18 protein-coding genes and 1 pseudogene are annotated in these 18497 nt (G+C 57.8%); 12 read left to right on the top strand and 7 right to left on the bottom strand.

Annotation, left to right across the window (positions count from 1 at the left end):
- The 9 genes from ACR0LN_RS20400 (at position 1) to ACR0LN_RS20440 (ending at position 7378) form a co-directional block, all read left to right on the top strand.
- On the top strand, positions 1 to 933 hold the full coding sequence (locus ACR0LN_RS20400; RefSeq protein ID WP_480432269.1) for a TRAP transporter large permease: 933 nt from the start codon (positions 1 to 3) through the stop codon (positions 931 to 933).
- Positions 821 to 1288 (top strand): TRAP transporter large permease subunit, encoded by a 468-nt coding sequence (locus ACR0LN_RS20405; RefSeq protein ID WP_480432271.1) that lies wholly within the window; start codon positions 821 to 823, stop codon positions 1286 to 1288. Before ACR0LN_RS20400 ends, ACR0LN_RS20405 begins: the two co-directional genes overlap by 113 nt.
- A gap of 19 nt (positions 1289 to 1307) precedes the next feature.
- A complete protein-coding gene (locus tag ACR0LN_RS20410) occupies positions 1308 to 2318 on the top strand; it encodes a DctP family TRAP transporter solute-binding subunit (protein ID WP_480432272.1) in 1011 nt (336 codons plus the stop codon).
- 21 nt (positions 2319 to 2339) lie between these two features.
- The gene (locus ACR0LN_RS20415; protein ID WP_480432273.1) at positions 2340 to 3308 is read left to right on the top strand and encodes a C-terminal binding protein; all 969 of its coding nucleotides are present in this window, start codon (positions 2340 to 2342) and stop codon (positions 3306 to 3308) included.
- A gap of 43 nt (positions 3309 to 3351) precedes the next feature.
- Entirely contained in the window at positions 3352 to 4002 is a 651-nt protein-coding gene (locus ACR0LN_RS20420) for an RraA family protein (RefSeq protein WP_480432275.1), read from the top strand.
- A gap of 67 nt (positions 4003 to 4069) precedes the next feature.
- Positions 4070 to 5260, top strand: a complete 1191-nt coding sequence (locus tag ACR0LN_RS20425) for an L-dopachrome tautomerase-related protein (RefSeq protein WP_480432278.1) — start codon at positions 4070 to 4072, stop codon at positions 5258 to 5260.
- 61 nt (positions 5261 to 5321) lie between these two features.
- Positions 5322 to 6239, top strand: a complete 918-nt coding sequence (locus ACR0LN_RS20430; protein WP_480432281.1) for a sugar kinase — start codon at positions 5322 to 5324, stop codon at positions 6237 to 6239.
- 3 nt (positions 6240 to 6242) lie between these two features.
- On the top strand, positions 6243 to 6947 hold the full coding sequence (locus ACR0LN_RS20435; RefSeq protein WP_480432284.1) for an SDR family NAD(P)-dependent oxidoreductase: 705 nt from the start codon (positions 6243 to 6245) through the stop codon (positions 6945 to 6947).
- A gap of 29 nt (positions 6948 to 6976) precedes the next feature.
- Positions 6977 to 7378 carry a methylglyoxal synthase gene (locus tag ACR0LN_RS20440; RefSeq protein ID WP_480432286.1) on the top strand — a complete coding sequence of 134 codons (402 nt, stop codon included), beginning with the start codon at positions 6977 to 6979 and terminating at the stop codon, positions 7376 to 7378.
- Positions 7379 to 7483: 105 nt separating this feature from the next.
- Here the strand turns inward: ACR0LN_RS20440 and ACR0LN_RS20445 are convergent, their stop codons facing one another.
- The 6 genes from ACR0LN_RS20445 to ACR0LN_RS20470 form a co-directional block, all read right to left on the bottom strand.
- Complete coding sequence (locus ACR0LN_RS20445) at positions 7484 to 8269, bottom strand: inositol monophosphatase family protein (protein ID WP_480432289.1); 786 nt, start codon at positions 8267 to 8269, stop codon at positions 7484 to 7486.
- Positions 8266 to 10710: a GcvT family protein gene (locus tag ACR0LN_RS20450; RefSeq protein ID WP_480432292.1), complete on the bottom strand. Its 2445-nt coding sequence runs from the start codon at positions 10708 to 10710 to the stop codon at positions 8266 to 8268. The genes ACR0LN_RS20445 and ACR0LN_RS20450 overlap by 4 nt, the downstream gene beginning before the upstream one ends.
- A gap of 8 nt (positions 10711 to 10718) precedes the next feature.
- Positions 10719 to 11600, bottom strand: coding sequence for a phosphotransferase (locus ACR0LN_RS20455; protein ID WP_480432294.1), 882 nt, complete (start codon positions 11598 to 11600; stop codon positions 10719 to 10721).
- Position 11601: 1 nt separating this feature from the next.
- Positions 11602 to 13593: an ABC transporter permease gene (locus tag ACR0LN_RS20460; RefSeq protein WP_480432296.1), complete on the bottom strand. Its 1992-nt coding sequence runs from the start codon at positions 13591 to 13593 to the stop codon at positions 11602 to 11604.
- Positions 13590 to 14612, bottom strand: a complete 1023-nt coding sequence (locus tag ACR0LN_RS20465) for a quaternary amine ABC transporter ATP-binding protein (RefSeq protein WP_480432299.1) — start codon at positions 14610 to 14612, stop codon at positions 13590 to 13592. The genes ACR0LN_RS20460 and ACR0LN_RS20465 overlap by 4 nt, the downstream gene beginning before the upstream one ends.
- Before the next feature lie 74 nt (positions 14613 to 14686).
- Positions 14687 to 15631, bottom strand: coding sequence for an ABC transporter substrate-binding protein (locus ACR0LN_RS20470; RefSeq protein ID WP_480432301.1), 945 nt, complete (start codon positions 15629 to 15631; stop codon positions 14687 to 14689).
- 217 nt (positions 15632 to 15848) lie between these two features.
- Between ACR0LN_RS20470 and ACR0LN_RS20475 the strand changes: the two genes are divergently transcribed.
- Positions 15849 to 16637 (top strand): DeoR/GlpR family DNA-binding transcription regulator, encoded by a 789-nt coding sequence (locus ACR0LN_RS20475; protein WP_480432302.1) that lies wholly within the window; start codon positions 15849 to 15851, stop codon positions 16635 to 16637.
- Here ACR0LN_RS20475 and ACR0LN_RS20480 read toward each other — a convergent pair.
- Positions 16634 to 17374 (bottom strand): SDR family oxidoreductase, encoded by a 741-nt coding sequence (locus tag ACR0LN_RS20480; RefSeq protein WP_480432305.1) that lies wholly within the window; start codon positions 17372 to 17374, stop codon positions 16634 to 16636. The two genes, ACR0LN_RS20475 and ACR0LN_RS20480, sit on opposite strands and share 4 nt — an antisense overlap.
- Positions 17375 to 17490: 116 nt before the next feature.
- Between ACR0LN_RS20480 and ACR0LN_RS20485 the strand changes: the two are divergent.
- Together ACR0LN_RS20485 and ACR0LN_RS20490 are read left to right on the top strand one after the other, a co-directional pair.
- A pseudogene (locus tag ACR0LN_RS20485) lies at positions 17491 to 17679 on the top strand (helix-turn-helix domain-containing protein); the annotation flags it as partial.
- Between the two features lie 15 nt (positions 17680 to 17694).
- Complete coding sequence (locus ACR0LN_RS20490; protein WP_480432329.1) at positions 17695 to 18417, top strand: LysR substrate-binding domain-containing protein; 723 nt, start codon at positions 17695 to 17697, stop codon at positions 18415 to 18417.
- Positions 18418 to 18497: the final 80 nt, after the last annotated feature.

An 18497-nucleotide genomic window follows, 5' to 3' on the forward strand; every position in this document is an offset into this window, starting at 1 on the left:
GTGGCAAAAACGCTAATCATTCTGTTTTTTGCGACTCTGTTTCTGGGTGTTCCCGTGGCCTTCACCATGGGTATTGCAGGGCTGTCAGCGATTTTTATTGACGGTTCACTGAACCCGCTGGTCGCAACCCAACGCATGTTCGCGGGGATCGACAGCTTTCCCCTGATGGCGGTGCCATTCTTCATCCTCGCATCCGAGCTGATGACCGCATGCGGCCTGACAAACGCGCTGTTGCGGTTTGCCAATGCAATCGTTGGGCACGTGCGCGGTGGCTTGGGTCATGTGAACATTCTTGTGTCCATGCTGTTTGCCGGGATCAGTGGCTCAGCGTTGGCAGACGCGGCCGGCCCTTCGGCCATCGTCATGCGTATGATGCGCGAAGCGGGGTATGAAAAGAACTATGCGGGTGCCCTGTCCGCCGCCACGGCCACCATCGGGCCGATTATTCCCCCCTCAATTCTGGCTGTGATCTTTGCGATTTCGACCAATGGTGTAACGGTCGCAGGGCTATTTCTGGCCGGGATCGTACCGGGTGTGCTGCTGGGCGTCTCGCTGGCCATCGCAAACCATGTCGTGTCAACGAAATACGGCTATCGCGGGCGCGAGCATCGCGCCACCATGTTGGAACTGCGCAGTGCGACCCTGTCGGCCATTCCGGCTCTGATCATGCCAGCGATTATTCTGGGCGGAATCTTGTTCGGTGTCTTCACCCCTACCGAGGCAGGCGCGGTTGCCTCAGCCTACGCTCTGTTCCTTGGCTTCATCCTGCGGGGCCTTTACCTTCAGAACGCTTTATGCCGCGTTTGTACGGGCTGCAGTTGTGACATCGTCGGTCTTCCTGATCGTGGCAATGGCGTCCATTTTCGCCTGGCTGCTGACCTACCTGCAAATCCCGCAGGAGCTGGCGAAACTAATCACTCAGATCACCGATAACCGTCTGGGTATCCTGTTCATTCTGGCCGCCTTTGCTCTGATCTGCGGGTTTTTCATCGACACGCTGCCAGCGCTGATCATCCTGACGCCGATCCTGGGCCCCATCGCCTATTCTGCCGGTATCGACCCCCTGCAATTCGGCATGATGCTGGTCCTGAACCTGACCATTGGCATGATCACACCCCCGGTTGGTCCGGTGCTGTTTGTGATCGCCACGGTCGGACAACTGAAAATTGAAAAGCTGTCAAAAGCGGTGCTGCCGCTGCTGTTGGCTGAACTCGTGGTGCTGCTTCTGGTCATTCTTGTGCCCGGCGTAAGCACCTTCGTCCCCAACTTCTTTGGATTTGCGAACTGACATGAAAGGGAGGATCCTCATGAAAACCATGTCGAAACTGATGACGGCAACAGCCGTTGTTGCAATGACCGCCGCAGGCGCAGCCTCGGCGAAAGAGCTGAAATACGCGCATTTTCAGGCCGCTGACCTAAGCTCGCCGAAACACGCCGCCGCGTTGGCGTTCGAGGCTTGCGTCGAAGGCAAAACCTCGGGCTCGATCGACGTTCAGATCTTCCCGGCCTCGCAGCTGGGTGGCGGTTCCGAGATCATGGAAGGCCTGCAACTGGGCACCGTTCAGATGGCGGCGATCCATGATGGTCCGATCTCGGCCGTCTACAAGCCCTTCTCGGTTCTGGCGATGCCCTACCTGTTTGACGATCAGGCCATGGCTTGGTCGGTCATGGACGGCGAATTCGGTGACGCGCTGGCCGAGGATATGCTGGCCAAAACCGGCATCCGCAACTTTGGCGTGGCCGATAACGGTGTGCGCAACTTCACCAACAACGTGAAACCAGTCGCCGAGCCTGCCGATATGGAAGGTCTGAAAATGCGCGTAATGACCGCGCCGGTCTGGGTGACCCTGGTCGAAAGCCTGGGCGCCTCGGCGACCCCGGTTCCGTGGCCTGAACTGCCTGGCGCTCTGCAGCAAGGCGTTGTGGACGGTCAGGAAAACGGCGTGACCAACATCGTCAACGCCTCGCTCTATCAGCACCAGAAATACGTCTCGCTGGATGGGCATGTGTTCAGCTGGCACGCCTATCTGATGTCGGACATGTTCTATGAGAGCCTGACCGACGACGAGAAAAAAGCCGTTGAGCAGTGCGTTGAGATCTCGAAAACGATCCACCGTGGCATGACCGCTGCACAGGACGCGAACGCAACCGCAATCCTGTCGGAAAAAGGCATGGAAGTGGTCCCCGTTAGCCCCGAGCAGAAAGCGATGTTCCGTGAAGCGGCCCAGCCTGCCGTGCGCGAATACATCGTGGGCGAGATTGGCGAGGAATGGCCTGATCGCCTCGACGCTGCTGTCGAAGCCTACAAAGCGCAGTAACCCATGCCGAGGGACCGTCACATGACCAGCCAGACCATCGCAATTCTCGAACCCGGTTATGCCGCCTATGACACCGAAGCCTCGGTGCTGGCCGAGCAAGGCGTTCAGATCGCGCCGGTTGCGCCGGAAACTGAGGCGGTCCCGGCCCTTCAGGCGCTGGATCCGGTCGCCATCCTCGTGCGGGAACGCACGGTGGATGCGGCCGTGATCGATGCCTGTCCAAACCTAAAAATCGTCGTCCGCTATGGGGTGGGCGTCGACAACATCGATCTGGATTACGCTCAGTCGCGCGGTATCTATGTCGCAAATGTTCCCGATTATGGGGCCGAAACCGAGGTCAGCGAACACGCACTGGCGCTGTATCTGGCGGTACAGCGGCGTATCCCTTCGCGCGATGTCGAGGTACGACAAGGTCAATGGGGCATCGGCCAATCGGCCCTGATCCCCAGTCGGGAAAACGCCACGCTGGGTCTGATCGGGTGTGGCAAAATTGGCCTGCAAGCTGCGCAAAAGTTTCGGGCACTGGGATTTTCATCTGTCCTGGTTTTCGACCCCTATTTGCCAGACGACGCGGCCAACGCGGCGGACGTGCGCAAAGTGGAGCTTGCCGAACTTTGCGAAACCGCTGACGTGATTAGCCTGCACGCCCCGCTGACGCCCGAAACGCGGCATATTCTGGACGCCGACCATATCGCGCTGATGAAACCAACCTCGATTGTCATCAATGTCTCGCGCGGCGGCTTGGTCGACGAGGCCGCCTTGGCCGAAGCGCTAAGTGATGGCCGCGTTTTTGGTGCCGGTATCGACGTGTTCGAACAGGAGCCTGTCGCCCCCGACAATCCACTGCTGCGCAGCCCCAATACCATCGTTTCCGACCACGCCGCCTGGTATTCCGAACGGTCGGTCGCGGTGCTGCAACGCAACGCTGCCGAAGAAATCACCCGCGTTCTCAACGGGGATCAGCCCAAAAGCTGGAAAAACCCGTGGTAAGACGCCCCGCTTTCTAACTATCTGATCTAAGAGGACTAAACTCATGAACACTCAAGAACTCGTTGCCGGGTTTCGCGAAGTGGCCACCGCATCCGTCGCGGATGCCGTGGACAAGATCGCAGGCAAGACCGGATTTCTGCCCGCCTCGATCAAACCGCGCATTAACGAAAAGAAAATCGTTGGCCCGGCTGTAACCATTCTGGAAGGCCCCACCGACGAATTTCTGCCGCCCCAGCACGCGCTGGACGCCATTGACGAATCCGAGGCCGGCTCGGTCATCGTGATCTCGACCAACGGCACCACTGACGTTGCCCTTTGGGGTGGTCTGATGACCGCCGGTGCTGTCGCCAACAAGCATGAAGGTGCAGTTCTGGACGGTGGTGTCCGTGATCTGGTTGAGATCAAGCGCGACTATGACTTCCCGGTCTATTCCCGCTGCGTCAGCCCGGGAACCACGCTGGGTCGCATCCGTACGCTGGCTTCGAATGTCGAAGTCGACATGGGCGGAGTGATCGTTCACCCCGGTGACATCATTGTCGCCGACATCGACGGTGCAGTCTCCGTGCCCCGCGAACACGCCGAAGCCATCCTGGAAATGGCGCGCGAGATTGATGAGCGCGAAGCCGAACAGGCGCGTTTGATCATCGAGAGCGGCTCGCTGCGCGAAGGTCTGGCAAAGTACGGTCGCATCTAAAAAACAAACGTTCCGCAGGCTGCTGCAACAGCCTGCGGAACACCAGACATCAGCAAGGGAGGAATACATGCTGAAACGAATGCTCAACACGGTGGCCCTTACCGCCGTTCCGGCCACCCCGGCGCTCGCGAACGGGCCCGAGGTAGTCGCGGAATGGAACAGTCTGCCCTATGCCGTCAAGGATGAGGCGACAAAATCTGCCTGGGAAGGCAGCGAGATTTACGGCAAGGCATTGGTTCAGGGCGCTAAAGTCGACAGCCAGGGCAATATCTATGTCTCGACCGCACGCTGGGGCGGGGCCGAGATCCCCTCAACCGTGTCCAAACTGGTCAAAAACGGCGACACTTGGGAGCTGGAGGCGTTTCCGTCCGAGGAAATGAACAGCATGTCGAACCCTGATGGCCTGAAAGCCGTGCTGGGTTTTGAAATCGACCGCAACGACGTTATGTGGATTCTGGATCAGGGCCACGTGGCCGGCCCTCCGTTCGAAGACGGCGACGCCAAGCTGGTGCTGTGGGATCTGAAAGAGAACAAGGAAATCCAGCGCTACGTGTTCACGGCGGAAGAAGCAGATCGTCAGTGTTCCTTCCTGAACGACCTCGCGGTCGATAACGACACCGGCTTTGCCTATATCGCCGACAGTGGCATTTTCTGTGATCCGCTGCATGGTGGTCTGATCGTCTATGACAGCAACACCAACTCGGTGCGTCGTATTCTGGATCAGCATCGTTTCACCAATGATGAGCCGAACTTTTTCTTCAATATCGATGACCGTCCGGTTCTGAAGAACGGCGGTATGCGCACTGGTGCTGACGGTATCGCACTATCGGGCGACAAGGAAACGCTGTACTGGACCAACCTGACCGGAAATCACCTGTATAGCCTGCCGACCGAGGTTCTTCGCGATTTCGAAACCAATGAAACCGTGATTGAAAACGCGGTTGAGGTCGCAGCGGTACTGCCTTCGAACACCGACGGGATGACCGCCGACAACGCTGGCAACATCTACATGACTGCGCTGTCGCTGGACGGGATCATGAAATTCGACGAATCCACCCGTCAGGTCGGCCGTTTCGTCCACCACCCGGAAATGAACTGGCCCGACACACTGGCCTGGGGACCGGATGGCGAGATGTATGTGGTCTCAAACCACCTGCATATCTGGGTCGATGGCGACATGAACTTTGAAAACCCCGAAATCCCGAACTTCCGTATCTGGAAGATTCCGGGTGTCGGCCAAAGCTACACGGCCGAATAATCCTCCCATACACCTTGGTCAGCCCTGCGGGGCTGACCCTTTTACCTGAAATGAGATGACCATGACCCCCGATATTCTGTGCCTTGGCGAACCGATGCTGGAATTCAATCAGCAGCCCGACGGGAACTACCTGCCTGGACATGGCGGAGATACCTCGAACTGCGCCATCGCCGCCGCACGTCAGGGTGCGTCCGTTGGATATGTAACGCATGTCGGGGCGGATACTTTTGGCAATTCCTTTATGGATTTGTGGAAGGCCGAGGGGGTCGATACCTCGACCGTTCAACAGGTCACGGATGCCCATACCGGGGTTTATTTCGTGACCCATGGCGAAAACGGTCACGAATTCAGCTATTTCCGCGCGGGGTCTGCCAGCAGCCGGATGGGAGCAGATGCCCTGCCGGTCGCAGCTCTGCAATCGACGAAAGTACTGCATGTCTCAGGCATCAGCCAGGCCATTTCTGACACCGCCGCCGATGCGGTGTTTGCCGCTATACGGATCGTGAAGGAAGCCGGGGGCATGGTCTCCTACGACACCAATCTGCGCCTGAAACTCTGGCCGATCGAACGCGCGCGTGCCGTCACCCATGCCGCCATGGCCCAATGCGATATTGCGTTGCCGGGTCTGGATGACGCCGAGCAACTGACCGGTCTGTCTGACCCCGACGCAATTGCCGACTTTTATTTGGGGCTGGGAGCGAAAATCGTCGCCCTGACACTGGGGGCTGAGGGCACCCTGGTTGCCACCCCCAACAAACGCGAGCGCGTCAAAGGCCGCCGGGTCGAGGCCGTGGATGCCACTGCCGCAGGCGACACCTTTGACGGAACCTTCCTTTCTCGCATCGTGGCAGGCGATGATCCGTTCCAAGCCGCTCGCTACGCCAACGCTGCAGCCGCCCTCTCGACGCAAGGTTACGGTGCCGTCGCCCCAATGCCGCGCAAAGAGGCGGTTGAAGCATTTCTGGCGGCAGAAGGCTGACTCATGAAACATGCCGTTGTCATCGGGGGAACGCGCGGGATCGGGGCCGGTATTGCCGGGGAACTGCGCCGCAAAGGCTGGCGCATCACAGCCACAGGTGTCGGAGCGGAAGAGGTTTCCGCCTATGCCGCGCAACACCCCGATGACGCGGCTGTGCAACTGGATGTGCGCGACAGTCAGGCCGTAACAGCGTTCTTCAACGGGATTGAACAGCTGGATGGGTTGGCCAACTGCGCGGGAATTCTTGCGCGTGACGCAGAATATGAGATCGAGACATTTGAAACCGTCATCGACATCAACCTGACCGGCACCATGCGCTGCTGCCTGGCAGCCCAGCCCTTGCTTGCCGCGTCAGGCGGGGCCATCGTGAACACCGCGTCGATGCTCAGCTATTTTGGCGGGCCTCTGGTTCCGGCCTATTCCGCCAGCAAGGGCGGAGTGGCACAGCTGACAAAGGCCCTGGCCGGAAAATGGGCCTCAGACGGCGTGCGCGTCAACGCGGTCGCGCCGGGATGGATCGAAACCGAAATGACCGAAGCCCTGCGCGCGGATCCGGCCCGCAACCAGCCGATTCTGGGACGAACACCATTGGATCGTTGGGGCAAACCGGCAGAGGTTGGCGCTCTGGTCGCGTGGTTGTTGTCTGAAGAGGCTGCATTTGTGACAGGCGCAGTCTATCCTGTGGATGGCGGTTATTCCGCAATGTAATATTGCGCAGTCTATCCAGAGGGGCGGCTATGTCGGACATTTCATCTTGTAAACATCTGAGGTTGGCCCTCGTCGCCCATGATGCCAAGAAAGATTTGATGGTCGAATGGGCACAGGCCAATGCCGATACGCTGAAAAACGCGCAGATATACGCGACGGGAACCACCGGTGGCCGCATCAACGATGCCCTGCCCGACCTGGATGTGACCGCATTGAAAAGCGGCCCGCTGGGCGGGGACCAGCAGCTTGGTGCGATGATCTGCGAACAGAAGCTTGATGGCTTGATCTTCTTCATCGACCCGATGTCGCCCATGCCACATGACGTCGACGTCAAAGCGCTAAGCCGACTGGCTATTGTATACGATTTGCCATTTGCCAGCAGCCCCAGCACGGCTGAGTTTGTTCTGAAAGGGCTTTGTGCGGCTGATTGAACGCTTGCAGCGATAAAGGCGACCCACAAAAGTCGCGGCCGCATGTGATCCATGAGGCCGCCTTGCAATTTTCAGCCTACCCGCGAAGAGTACCGCGGGCAAAAACTAGGCGTTCACAAGCTCTAGAAGTTCGGCATGCAATTCTGGCGTTGCTGCTGAAATGACGGCACCACCTGAATCCAGTGTCAGTGGCTGCCCTAGCCAATCTGTCATTATCCCTCCGGCTGCTTCGATCAGCGGTGACAGCGCAAGAAAATCATAGGGCTGAAGGTCGTAATCCACCACCGCATCCACGTGACCGGCCGCAAGCAATGCATGCGGATAACAGTCATACGCAAAGCGGCGGGTTTGGCCGGACCGCATCAGCCGCCCGAACAGTTCAGGGTGGTCGCGGTAGATTTTGTCGCCTTCGTTCACATAGAGGATAGAGCGATCAAGCCCAGTCTGCTCCGAAACGTGGATCGGCTGGTCATTCAACGTCGCGCCTGATCCAACGACACCCACGAATGTCTCGTTCAAAGCGGGCATGCCCACGACACCCAACTGGGGCGTCCCATCCACAAGATGCGCCAGGAGAAACCCGAACAACGGGTGCCCGGACAGAAACGACCGGGTACCGTCGATGGGGTCAATGACCCACATATGACGCCCGTCGCCGTCCTCTTTCCCCTGTTCTTCGCCAAAAACGCCGTGATCCGGGAAATGTTGGGCCAAATAGGCGCGCACTTCGGCCTCGACACCCTTGTCCGCCTGGGTGACGGGGCTTTCGTCCTGCTTGAACTCAACCCCCAGCCGCCCACGGAAGTACCGCATGGCCGCATCCGAGGCGATGGCCGAGATCGCCTTGGCGTGGTCCTTGATCGACGTCGTATCTTGCACCGTCGCGATCATGCTTTGATACGTTCCATTTTGGGATCATACAGCGGCTGCAACGTAACCTCACAAGGCACGCGCTGGGTCGCAACTTCTAATTCGTAAGTCCCGGAGGTGACGAAATTGGCGTCCACTCCTTCAGGATTGCGGACATAGCCATAACCGATGGACTTACCAACAGTGTAGCCGTATCCGCCCGAAGTCAGCCACCCTACGCGCTTGCCGTCGCGATAGATCGTCTCGCGTCCCAGTAGCACGACGCTTGGGTCCACGGTAAAACAAGCCAGCATCTTTTTGACGCCGTCGGCTTTCTGCGATTCAGATGCTGCACGGCCTTTGAAGTCGATATTCTTGCGCAGCTTGACCGCCCAACCCAGCCCGCTTTCGAACGGGGTATGGTCCGGCCCGATATCCGAGCCCCAGGCGCGATAGCCTTTCTCAAGCCGCAGCGATTCAATCGAGCGATAGCCCGCATTGACCAGACCATGCGGCTGCCCGGCCTCCATCAGTGCGGCATAGACGGTCTGAGCGTATTCGACAGGCAGGTGCAGTTCCCAGCCCAGTTCGCCCACATAGGTCACGCGCAGTGCTTTGACCGGGCAACCGGCGATACCGATGGTGCGGATCGTGCCGAACTTGAACCCCTCGTTCGAGACGTCATCGCGCGTCACTGCCGCCAGAATATCGCGCGCCTTCGGTCCCATCAGCGACAGCACCGCGTTGGACGATGTGATGTCGAACAGCTGGCAATTCATGCCCTCAGGAATGTTGCGCTTGATCCAGTCAAAATCATGGGTGGCAAAGCCGGTGCCCGTGACAATGTAGAATTCGTCATGTGCCACACGACCAACAGTCAGGTCGCACTCGATCCCGCCTTTGTCGTTCAGCATCTGCGTGTAGACCAGAGCCCCAACCGGTTTGTCCACGTCATTGGCGCAGATCCAGTTCAACGCGGCCAGCGCGTCCGGGCCTTTCAGCGCAAATTTGGCAAATGACGTCTGGTCGTACAGCACCGCCGCCTCACGCGCGGCCTTGTGTTCCCGGCCCACAGCATCGAACCAGTTCTGACGGCCAAAGCTGTATTCGTCCTTGGCAGTCTCACCCAGCGAGGCATCCGCGTACCAGTTCGGACGCTCCCAACCCAGTTTCTCACCAAAACACGCGCCCTGCGATTTCAGTGTGTCATACAGCGGCGACTTGCGGCACGGGCGGCCCGAGTCATGTTCCTCGTGCGGCCAGGCCATCGTATAGTGCTTGCCATAGGCTTCGACCGTGCGGGTACGGACCCAATCTGTGTCGAAATGCGGGCGGCCAAAACGACGGATATCGGCAGACCACAGGTCAAAGGGCGGCTCGCCCTTATGCACCCACTCGGCCAGCGCCATGCCTGCGCCGCCGCCAGCAGCGATGCCAAAGGCGTTGAAGCCTGCGCCAACGAAAAAGTTGTCCAGCTCGGGCGCCTCACCGATGATGAAATTACCATCCGGCGTGAAGCTTTCCGGCCCGTTGGTCAGGGTTTTGACCCCTGCGTTTTCCAAAGCGGGAACGCGGCCCAGTGCCAGTTCCATCAACTGTTCGAAATGGTCGAAATTGCTGTCGAGCAGCGTGTAGTGGAAGCCCTGCGGAATACCCTTGGTCGCCCACGGGATCGGGTTGGGCTCATAGCCGCCCATGACCAATCCGCCGACCTCTTCCTTATAGTAGGTCAGACGATCCGGGTCGCGCAGGGTGGGCAGGTTTGAGGGCACATCAAAGGGTTCGGTGACCATGTACTGATGCTCCATCGGCACCAGCGGCACATTCACGCCAAAGCGACCGGCAAAGGTACGGGTCCACTGTCCGGCGCAGCAAATCACCTTTTCGCATTCGATGCGGCCATGTTCGGTGATCACTGCGCGGATTTTACCGTCTTCGATTTCGATATCGGTGACTTTGGTGTCTTCGAAAATCTTGGCCCCAGCCATCCGTGCGCCCTTGGCCAGCGCCTGTGTGATGTCCGAGGGGTTCGCCTGACCATCGGTCGGCAGATAGGCCGCGCCGATCACGTCCGAGACATCCATCAGCGGCCACAACTCCTGCGCCTCGGAAGGGGTCAGCAACTGCATGTCCAGACCAAAGGAATGCGCGGTGGTGGCCTGACGTTTGACCTCGGTCCAGCGTTCCTCGTTACAGGCCAGACGCAGACCGCCGTTCATCTTCCAGCCGGTGCCCAGACCGGTTTCCTCTTCGATCTTGTTGTAAAGATCAACGGAATAGCCCAACAATTGCGTAATATTAGCGTTTGAGCGCAGTTGGCCCACCAGACCGGCGGCGTGGAACGTGGTGCCCGAAGTCAGCTTTTTACGCTCCAGCAGCACGGTGTCAGTCCAGCCCAGCTTGGCCAGGTGATAAGCGGTCGAGCAGCCGATGATCCCGCCGCCGATGATGACGGCTTTGGCTGTTTTCGGAAGTTCGGTCATGTCTGTCCTCAGGTATTTTTGAAATCTGTCAGGGCCGCGCGGAATCGCGCGAGGTTTTCGGATGTGTAAGCTGCGTAGTCAAAGTCGATATCCGAGGTGATCTCGGACACCATGCTCCACATGGTTTCACGCAGCAGCGAGGCGCATTTCATCGCCGTATAGCGATGGCGCAGGGCGTCGGTGACGGGTGCCTCGAAATAGGTCTCAAGAACCCAGTCTTCCTGTTCGGGTGACAGGCCGTTGTTCGAGGCCAGCCCGCCCAGATCAAAGAGCGGTGAGTTGAATCCGGCATAATCGAAATCAATCAGCCACAGGCGGGTGCCGTCGTCCAGAAAGTTGCCACACAGCAGGTCATTGTGCCCGAAGACCATGTCATAGGGTCCCGCCTCGGACTCGAGTTCGTCACTTGCCTTCACCAGATCCGGGATCAATGCCGAGTGGGTACTGCCGCGTTCCGTGAGTGTGGCGGCATAATCTCGGATAACGTGGAACACCCAGAACACCAGCGACGGGCCGCGCAGGTGCTTGGGAACCTCGACGTGGCAGGCTTTCACCATTTCCAGCACCCGGGGCAACATGTCTGGGTGGCGGACGTCCTCTTCCGTCAGGGTACGGCTTTCGACGAATTCCAACACTGTCAGATCGCCCGACGCATGGACCACGGCAGGGGACAACCCCGCGGCGTGGGCCGCTTTGGTCGCCGCCAGTTCATTGAAACGCATCACTTGGTGCAGAGGAATGTCGTCTCCGACACGCACTACGTAAGAACCGCTGGCATCCGTGACTTTGTAGTTCACATTGGTAATGCCGCCGGTTAGCGGAGTGGCGTCGATCTCGCCGTGCCAGATCGGCAGATCGCGGATGCGGGTCATCAGATCGGATTGGCTCATCTTAGCTCTCCAGTCCAAAACGGATGCGCGCCTGACGGGCTCCGGCGTTGATCAACCGGTCGGCAATAATGGCGATAAAGGCGATTGACAAACCAGCGACCAGACCCCGACCCGTATCGGCCTTGGTCAGAGCTATATAGACCTCCTGCCCCAGATCGCGGGTGCCAACGAGCGCGGTGATGACCAGCATCGACAACGCCAGCATGATGGTCTGGTTGATGCCCAGCAAAATCTCGGGCAACGCCATCGGCAAACGGATATGGCGTAACAACTGCGAGCGGGTGCAACCTGAAACGAGACCCGCCTCGATCAGCTCCCCACTCACCGAGCGCACGCCATGAGCGGCGTACCGCACGGCCGGAGCCAACGCATAAAGGACGATGGCGATTAGGGCAGTAAAGTCGCCGACCCGGAACAACATCACTACCGGGATCAGGTAGACAAAGCTGGGCAGGGTTTGCAGCGTATCGATCAGCAGGTTGATCACTGTCCCCGCCCGTTTGTTCAGCGCAGCCAGAACGCCCAGCGGAACACCTATCAATGTCGCAAGGATCACGGAAGCACCGCATAGATACACCGTCACCATCGCCTTGGACCACAAGCCTGACACCAGGATCAGCGAGGCCATCCCACCGCACAGCAGCGCCAGCCGCCAGCCACCCGCGTGCCAGCCCAGAAGGGTCAGCATTGCAATGGCCCACGGCCACGGAATACCCAGAAGAACCGTTTTGATCGGGATCATGAACCAAGTGAGGAAGAAGACCTTGATCGCCTCGAACGTGTCGAAATAATTTACGTTCAGATATTCGACCGTGTTGTCCCAGAAGGCGCCTGTCGTGATGGTCTGGCTTTCTGGGTATTCCAGCAGCAGCGGTGAAAACTGGCCCAGAACCCATGTCACTATCAACAAGATCAGCACCAGAACCGTGCGGCGATGGCGGGCAATCCACGAACCCGGCTGTTCATGATGCACCTGCCCCATACGCTCGGCGAAGGCCTGACTCAGACGGTCAACGGCGATGGCCAGAACCACAATCGCAATACCGGCCTCGAACCCCGCGCCGATATCCAGACGGCGTAGCGCGGCGAGCACGTCAAAGCCAAGCCCCCCTGCCCCGATCATCGAGGCGATGATGACCATGTTCAGCGTCAGCATGATCACCTGATTGACGCCCACCATCAGGCTGTGACTGGCCGAGGGAACCAGCACACGCCACATCAGTTGTCGCTGCGTTGTGCCAGCCATGCGCCCGAAATCCAGAATCTCAGGATCGACGCCTTTCAGTGCCAGAGTGGTAATCCGTACCATCGGTGGGGTCGCATAGATGATCGTCGCCACCAGAGCCGAGATCGGGCCGAAGCCGAACATGAACAGGATCGGCACGAGATAGGCAAAGATCGGGATCGTCTGCATCAGATCCAGAATGGGCGAGATGATCTTCTCAAATGTCGCGTTGCGATAAGCGAGAATGCCCAGCAACAGCCCTCCGCCGGCGCCGATCGGAACCGCGATCAGGACCGAGGCCAGCGTCACCATCGCGCTGTCCCATTGACCGAAGACAGCGAGATAAACAAAACAGCCTCCGACCAGCGCAGCCAATGCCCAGTCGCGGCAATACTGCCCCAGTGCGATCACTGCTGTGATCACCACGATCCAACTGATCGCGGGCAGTATGACTTGCGCCTCGTTGCCCTGTCCGCTGACAAAACCGTCGGCCAGCAGTGCAAGAACAAGGTTATAAGGCTGTTCGATCAACCATGCGATGGATCTGGTGATGTCGGTAAACGACACGGGTCCAATAGCGGCATCTTCGATTAGCCATGTCATCGCCGAAGAAATGTATGTCTTGAACGGGATCACCCAGGCCGAGGGAAACTTGGTCAGCCAGCGCGCATCCAGCGCCTTGCCCAGGTCTCGACCAAAATAGCCCAGAACAATCGTTACCAGCACAAGCGTCAGAATGACATACTGGCTGCGGGTCAGGCGGATCATGCCGCGCTTCCTTCCCCGAACAGCACATGGGCCACGGCCTTGCGATCAATTGCGCCAACAATTTGGCCGCTATCGTCCGAGACTGGGATCGGTGCGTCCGCGCCAATGATCCGTTCCGCCACATCCGAGACGCGGGCCGCTTGCGGGATCGGCTCGCCTTCGCCTGCAAGGTCAGCGGTCATCACCCCCCCCACGGTCAGAACTTTCGAGCGTGGAATGTGGCGGGTGAATTCTTCGACATAGTCGGTGGCGGGGTTCATCACCAACTCTTCCGGGGTGGCGATCTGGATCACTTCGCCATCTTTCATGATGGCGATCCTGTCGGCGAGGCGGACAGCTTCTTCGAAGTCGTGTGTGATAAAAACGATTGTTTTGTGCAGCCGTTCCTGTAGCCGCAGGAACTCATCCTGCATCTCACGGCGAATAAGCGGGTCAAGCGCCGAAAACGGCTCGTCCAAAAACCACAGATCAGGTTCTGTCACCAGAGAACGCGCGATGCCGACGCGCTGTTGCTGCCCACCCGAAAGCTCGCGCGGGTAATAGTCTTCGCGCCCCTTCAGGCCGACCAGCTCAACCACTTCACGGGCTTTGGCCTCGGTCTCGGATTTGGGCGTAGCCTGGATGGTCAGCGGGAACATGACGTTCTGCAAGACAGTCAGATGCGGCAACAACGCGAAGTGCTGGAACACCATGCCCATCTTGTGTCGGCGGATCTCGATCAGCTCTTTTTCACTGGCGCGCAACAAATCTGCACCGTCGAACAGCACCTCTCCGCCCGTCGGCTCAATCAACCGGGAAAGGCAGCGCACCAGAGTGGACTTGCCGGACCCCGACAGCCCCATGATGATAAAGATTTCACCTTCTGCGATGTCGATATTGGCGTTGCGCACAGCACCGATGACACCGGCATTCTTTATGTCATCTGCCGTAGGATCAGGCGTGCGCCGCAATAGAGTTTCAGCGTTGTTGCCATAAAGTTTCCAAACGTTTCGGCAGGACAGTTTGATCTTGGGGGTCATCTGGTGGGTCCGGAAAAGCAGTCAAAAAGCCGGAGCGAGAGGGAGAGGGGGGAGTCTCGCTCCGGCAGGGCAGATTATTTGGAGATCCAACCGGACCAGCGGTCCTTGTTTTCTTCCATCCAATCCGCAACAACCGTATCAATTTCAACACCGTCCAGATCGGCTTTGCCGACCATGGCGCTCATTTCTTCGTTGTTGATATTGTAGGCTTCGATGATGTCGTATGCACCGGGCCACTTTTCCTGCAGGCCCGCCCATGCGGCTTTCCAGATCGGCCCGCGGGGTTTGCCGCAATCATAGGCCAGGTTCGGGTTCACACCCACCGAGGGGTCATTGTAGCACTCGGCGGAATAAGGCGGGAATTCCACGAATTCACCGTCGTATTTCGCAGGTGCCCAATGCGGGACATAGACCCACAACACAATCGGGTCTTCACGCTGATAGGCGGACTCCAGTTCCGCGAACAGAGCCGCATCGGTGCCTGCGTGTACCACTTCGAAGTCAAGTTCCAGCGCTTCGACGCGTTCGTCATCGAAGCCGCCCCAGGTGACCGGTCCGCCGACATAACGCCCGTTGGGCGACGTTTCGGCTGTGGCGAATTCCTCGGCGCAGTCTTTCAGAGCTTCCCAGTTGGGCAGGCCGGGGCACCGCTCTTTCATGTAGGATGGGTACCACCATTCCTCGATCGCCATCAGCCCGGTTTCGCCGACATTCACAACGTTCCCGCTCGCGGTGGCTTCGTCCAGCGCCTCGCGCCCGGTGGTTTCCCAGATCTCCATCGCAAGATGCAGGTCGCCCGTTTTCAAACCCGCAAACTGAGCAATGTAGTCAGCCTGAAGATATTCGACGTTGTAGCCAGCTTCTTGCAGGATCGAGCCCATGATCTTGGTGTTAATCAACTGCCCAGACCAGTCATGCAGCGTCAACTTGATGGGGTCGGTCGATTCCACGGCCCATGCGGGTGACATGACGCCAGCGGCCATAATAGCCAACGCGCTGAGTCCCAATTTGCCTTTCATTATACCATCTCCCTGTTGTGGTTTTTTGTGATGAATCGGCGTTATTTCTGACAGCCCAGCATGAAATGAGGCTTTCTGTCAATAAAAACCACGTAAAACCACATTCTATTAGATTTATACGGGCCAATACACGCCCGTTTTGAGGCAATGTTGCATAATGTGGTGATTGTGATATGCGTAAAGCTCATTCCGGTGATAGAAAATCTGACGCAAACTTATGAACTTAAAGACCACCAACCAACGCGAAGATGAGATTTTGCGGGCCTTGGCCAGGGCCGGTGGCTCATGCCGCGTCAGCATTCTGGCCAACGAGTTGGGCGTTACGTTGGAAACCATACGCCGCAATGTGCGCAATCTGGAAGAACGCAGCATCGTTCGCAAAGTGCACGGTGGCGTTCACCTTTTGGAAGACATTCTTGAGCCTACGCTGGAAAGTCGTCTTGATAAAAAGGTTGATGCCAAAGAGAAATTGGCAAAATCCGTGGCCGAAATCATTAGCGACGGGGATTCTGTCTTCCTCGATATCGGATCAACGACCGCATATGTGGCCAAAGCCCTTAAAAACCACAAAGACTTGTTTGTTGTGACGAACTCCGTGGTTGTCGCCAATGAACTTGCAGCAAAAAACAACAATCGGGTCTATATGGCGGGTGGCGAATTGCGCCCCCATGACGGCGGCGCATTCGGGGTCGAGGCGCAAGAGTTGATCAAGCGCCTGAACGTTCGGTTTGCCATTCTCTCGGTTGGCGCCGTGAATGCCGAACTGGGCTTTATGCTGCACGACCTGCAAGAAGCCAACCTGGCTCGAATCGCGATAGAAAGCGCGCAAGTTCGTGTGGTTGTGGCCGATGGGGAAAAGCTGGGCAAACGCGCTCCGGTCACGCTGCAGGCCGCGCAGGACATCAACCTGTTTTTCACCGACGTTCAGCCGTCGCGTTCCATTGAGAAAATGCTCATCGAGAATGAAATCGACTTGGTGGTCGCCGACGGTCCATCGTCCGATTAACTGCGCACCAAATGACCGCCGTCGATATCCAACACTGAGCCTGTCAGGAATGCGTTGGTCATGGACATGATCACGGCTTGCGCAATTTCATCTGCCTGTCCGACCCGCCCGACTGGCAAGCTGCCGCCGACTTGCGCGTACATGCCTTCACGTGCCTCATCAGGCATGCTCGCATAAGCCTCGGTCGCCACCATGCCCGGACTGATACAGTTGACGCGTGCCTTGCCCGCCAACTCCTGCGCCAACCCTTTGGTCAATGCTTCAACGGCCGCATTGACTGAACCTAGTCCAGTTGCGCCAGCCGAAGGGCGGCGGCTCAGAACGCCCGAGAAGAAAGTGATCGAGCCACCATTGGTGAGATGGGGCAAAACCTCGCGCGCCGTGACGTAGGGGCCAATAAATTTGGCTTCGAACATGGTACGCAGATCATTGGTCGGCAGGTCCTCGAAGGTACCATGTGCCGCGCTAGAGGCTGAGATCACAAAATGATCCACCTGCCCGAGATTTGCCGCCCAGGCTTTGACGCGCGTCTCGTCCGTAGTGTCGACGACGGCAACAGACGTGCCCCCGCCAACGGCCAAAGCAGCGGCATCCAGCTTGTCTTTATTTCGGCTGGCGATGGTCACCTTGGCACCCATTCTATTTGCCAACTCTGCCGTTGCTTTACCCATGCCGCTGCCTCCGCCGACAACGACGACGTGTTTTCCGTTCAGGGCGTTTTCCAATGTATTGCTCATGACAAGGTTTCCGCTTTTCTGCAGGTGGCCCGATCGCCGTACCTGTTGCTGGGCTACACATAGGAAATCACCTAAAATAGTTGAAATGGATAATTAAAATACCATAAATTCATTTTGTGAATTTAAATACGCTCGACCTGAACCTTCTCAAAGCGTTTGACGCGCTCTATCGCGAACGGCATGTGGGCCGGGCCGGAGCCGCGATTGGGCTGGCGCAACCCTCAATGAGCAATGCGTTGAATCGCTTGCGGGCGCAGTTCAATGATCCATTGTTCCTTCGTGGCCCGGATGGAATGACGCCCACAGCCAAGGCCGAGACCATGGCCCCGCAGGTTCAAGAGGCGCTCGCCTCTGTTAAGCGTTTGTTGGCCCCAATCGAATTTGACCCTCGGACAATTGAAGCAGATGTAAGCATTGCCGCTTCGGATCTTGTTGTCATCAGCATTGCGCCTCACCTGCTAGCCAACTTGCAAGAATCTGCACCCGGAGTACGGCTTGCCTTTGTTCCTCTGGACAAACGCAGGATGGAAAAAGACCTAGATGATGGTTTGCTGACTCTGGCCATTGGAACCTTTGGCAGGCTGCCTACTCGATTCCTACGCAAGACCGTTCTTCAGGATCATTTCATCTGCATTACCCGCCAAGGATTGTTTGACGAAGGTGAGGGGATGACGCTCGAAAATTATGTGGGCGCTCAACACGCCTTGATGACCCTAAGCGGCGGGTTCTCAGGTGCTGTGGATCAGGCTCTCAAGCGGCTGGGCTTCAGTCGACGAGTTGCCATGACCACTACCCAATTGGCTCTTTTGCCAGACATTGTGGCTCAGTCCGACCTTGTTGCTACTATCCCTGCCTCTCTTGCTTCTTTTGCCCGCAGAGCAGGATGCCAAATTTTCCAACCGCCCATAGAGTTGCCCAATTGGGATATCGACATGGTTCAGACCAAAAAATCTGTCGCAGAGCCCCTGGGAAGTTTCATAAGCGGGATGGTACGACAGGCTTTGGATAAGCACATCAAGACGCTTTCCTTGCGCTCCCGTTGACCGAATTGCCGTCGGATCGCACACGGATTCAATGCTCGCGGGAGGGTAAACAAACCTGTGGCACGGCAATCCTTCTAAGC

The organism is Ruegeria sp. AA6, from assembly GCF_056542865.1.

What these genes read in the sequence shown, in the direction of transcription:
- ACR0LN_RS20410 (WP_480432272.1), top strand. Translation starts at nt 1,308, where the DNA reads ATGAAAACCATGTCGAAACTGATGACGGCAACAGCCGTTGTTGCAATG.
- ACR0LN_RS20415 (WP_480432273.1), top strand. Translation starts at nt 2,340, where the DNA reads ATGACCAGCCAGACCATCGCAATTCTCGAACCCGGTTATGCCGCCTAT.
- ACR0LN_RS20420 (WP_480432275.1), top strand. Translation starts at nt 3,352, where the DNA reads ATGAACACTCAAGAACTCGTTGCCGGGTTTCGCGAAGTGGCCACCGCA.
- ACR0LN_RS20425 (WP_480432278.1), top strand. Translation starts at nt 4,070, where the DNA reads ATGCTGAAACGAATGCTCAACACGGTGGCCCTTACCGCCGTTCCGGCC.
- ACR0LN_RS20430 (WP_480432281.1), top strand. Translation starts at nt 5,322, where the DNA reads ATGACCCCCGATATTCTGTGCCTTGGCGAACCGATGCTGGAATTCAAT.
- ACR0LN_RS20435 (WP_480432284.1), top strand. Translation starts at nt 6,243, where the DNA reads ATGAAACATGCCGTTGTCATCGGGGGAACGCGCGGGATCGGGGCCGGT.
- ACR0LN_RS20440 (WP_480432286.1), top strand. Translation starts at nt 6,977, where the DNA reads ATGTCGGACATTTCATCTTGTAAACATCTGAGGTTGGCCCTCGTCGCC.
- ACR0LN_RS20445 (WP_480432289.1), bottom strand. Translation starts at nt 8,269, where the DNA reads ATGATCGCGACGGTGCAAGATACGACGTCGATCAAGGACCACGCCAAG.
- ACR0LN_RS20450 (WP_480432292.1), bottom strand. Translation starts at nt 10,710, where the DNA reads ATGACCGAACTTCCGAAAACAGCCAAAGCCGTCATCATCGGCGGCGGG.
- ACR0LN_RS20455 (WP_480432294.1), bottom strand. Translation starts at nt 11,600, where the DNA reads ATGAGCCAATCCGATCTGATGACCCGCATCCGCGATCTGCCGATCTGG.
- ACR0LN_RS20460 (WP_480432296.1), bottom strand. Translation starts at nt 13,593, where the DNA reads ATGATCCGCCTGACCCGCAGCCAGTATGTCATTCTGACGCTTGTGCTG.
- ACR0LN_RS20465 (WP_480432299.1), bottom strand. Translation starts at nt 14,612, where the DNA reads ATGACCCCCAAGATCAAACTGTCCTGCCGAAACGTTTGGAAACTTTAT.
- ACR0LN_RS20470 (WP_480432301.1), bottom strand. Translation starts at nt 15,631, where the DNA reads ATGAAAGGCAAATTGGGACTCAGCGCGTTGGCTATTATGGCCGCTGGC.
- ACR0LN_RS20475 (WP_480432302.1), top strand. Translation starts at nt 15,849, where the DNA reads ATGAACTTAAAGACCACCAACCAACGCGAAGATGAGATTTTGCGGGCC.
- ACR0LN_RS20480 (WP_480432305.1), bottom strand. Translation starts at nt 17,374, where the DNA reads ATGAGCAATACATTGGAAAACGCCCTGAACGGAAAACACGTCGTCGTT.
- ACR0LN_RS20490 (WP_480432329.1), top strand. Translation starts at nt 17,695, where the DNA reads ATGGCCCCGCAGGTTCAAGAGGCGCTCGCCTCTGTTAAGCGTTTGTTG.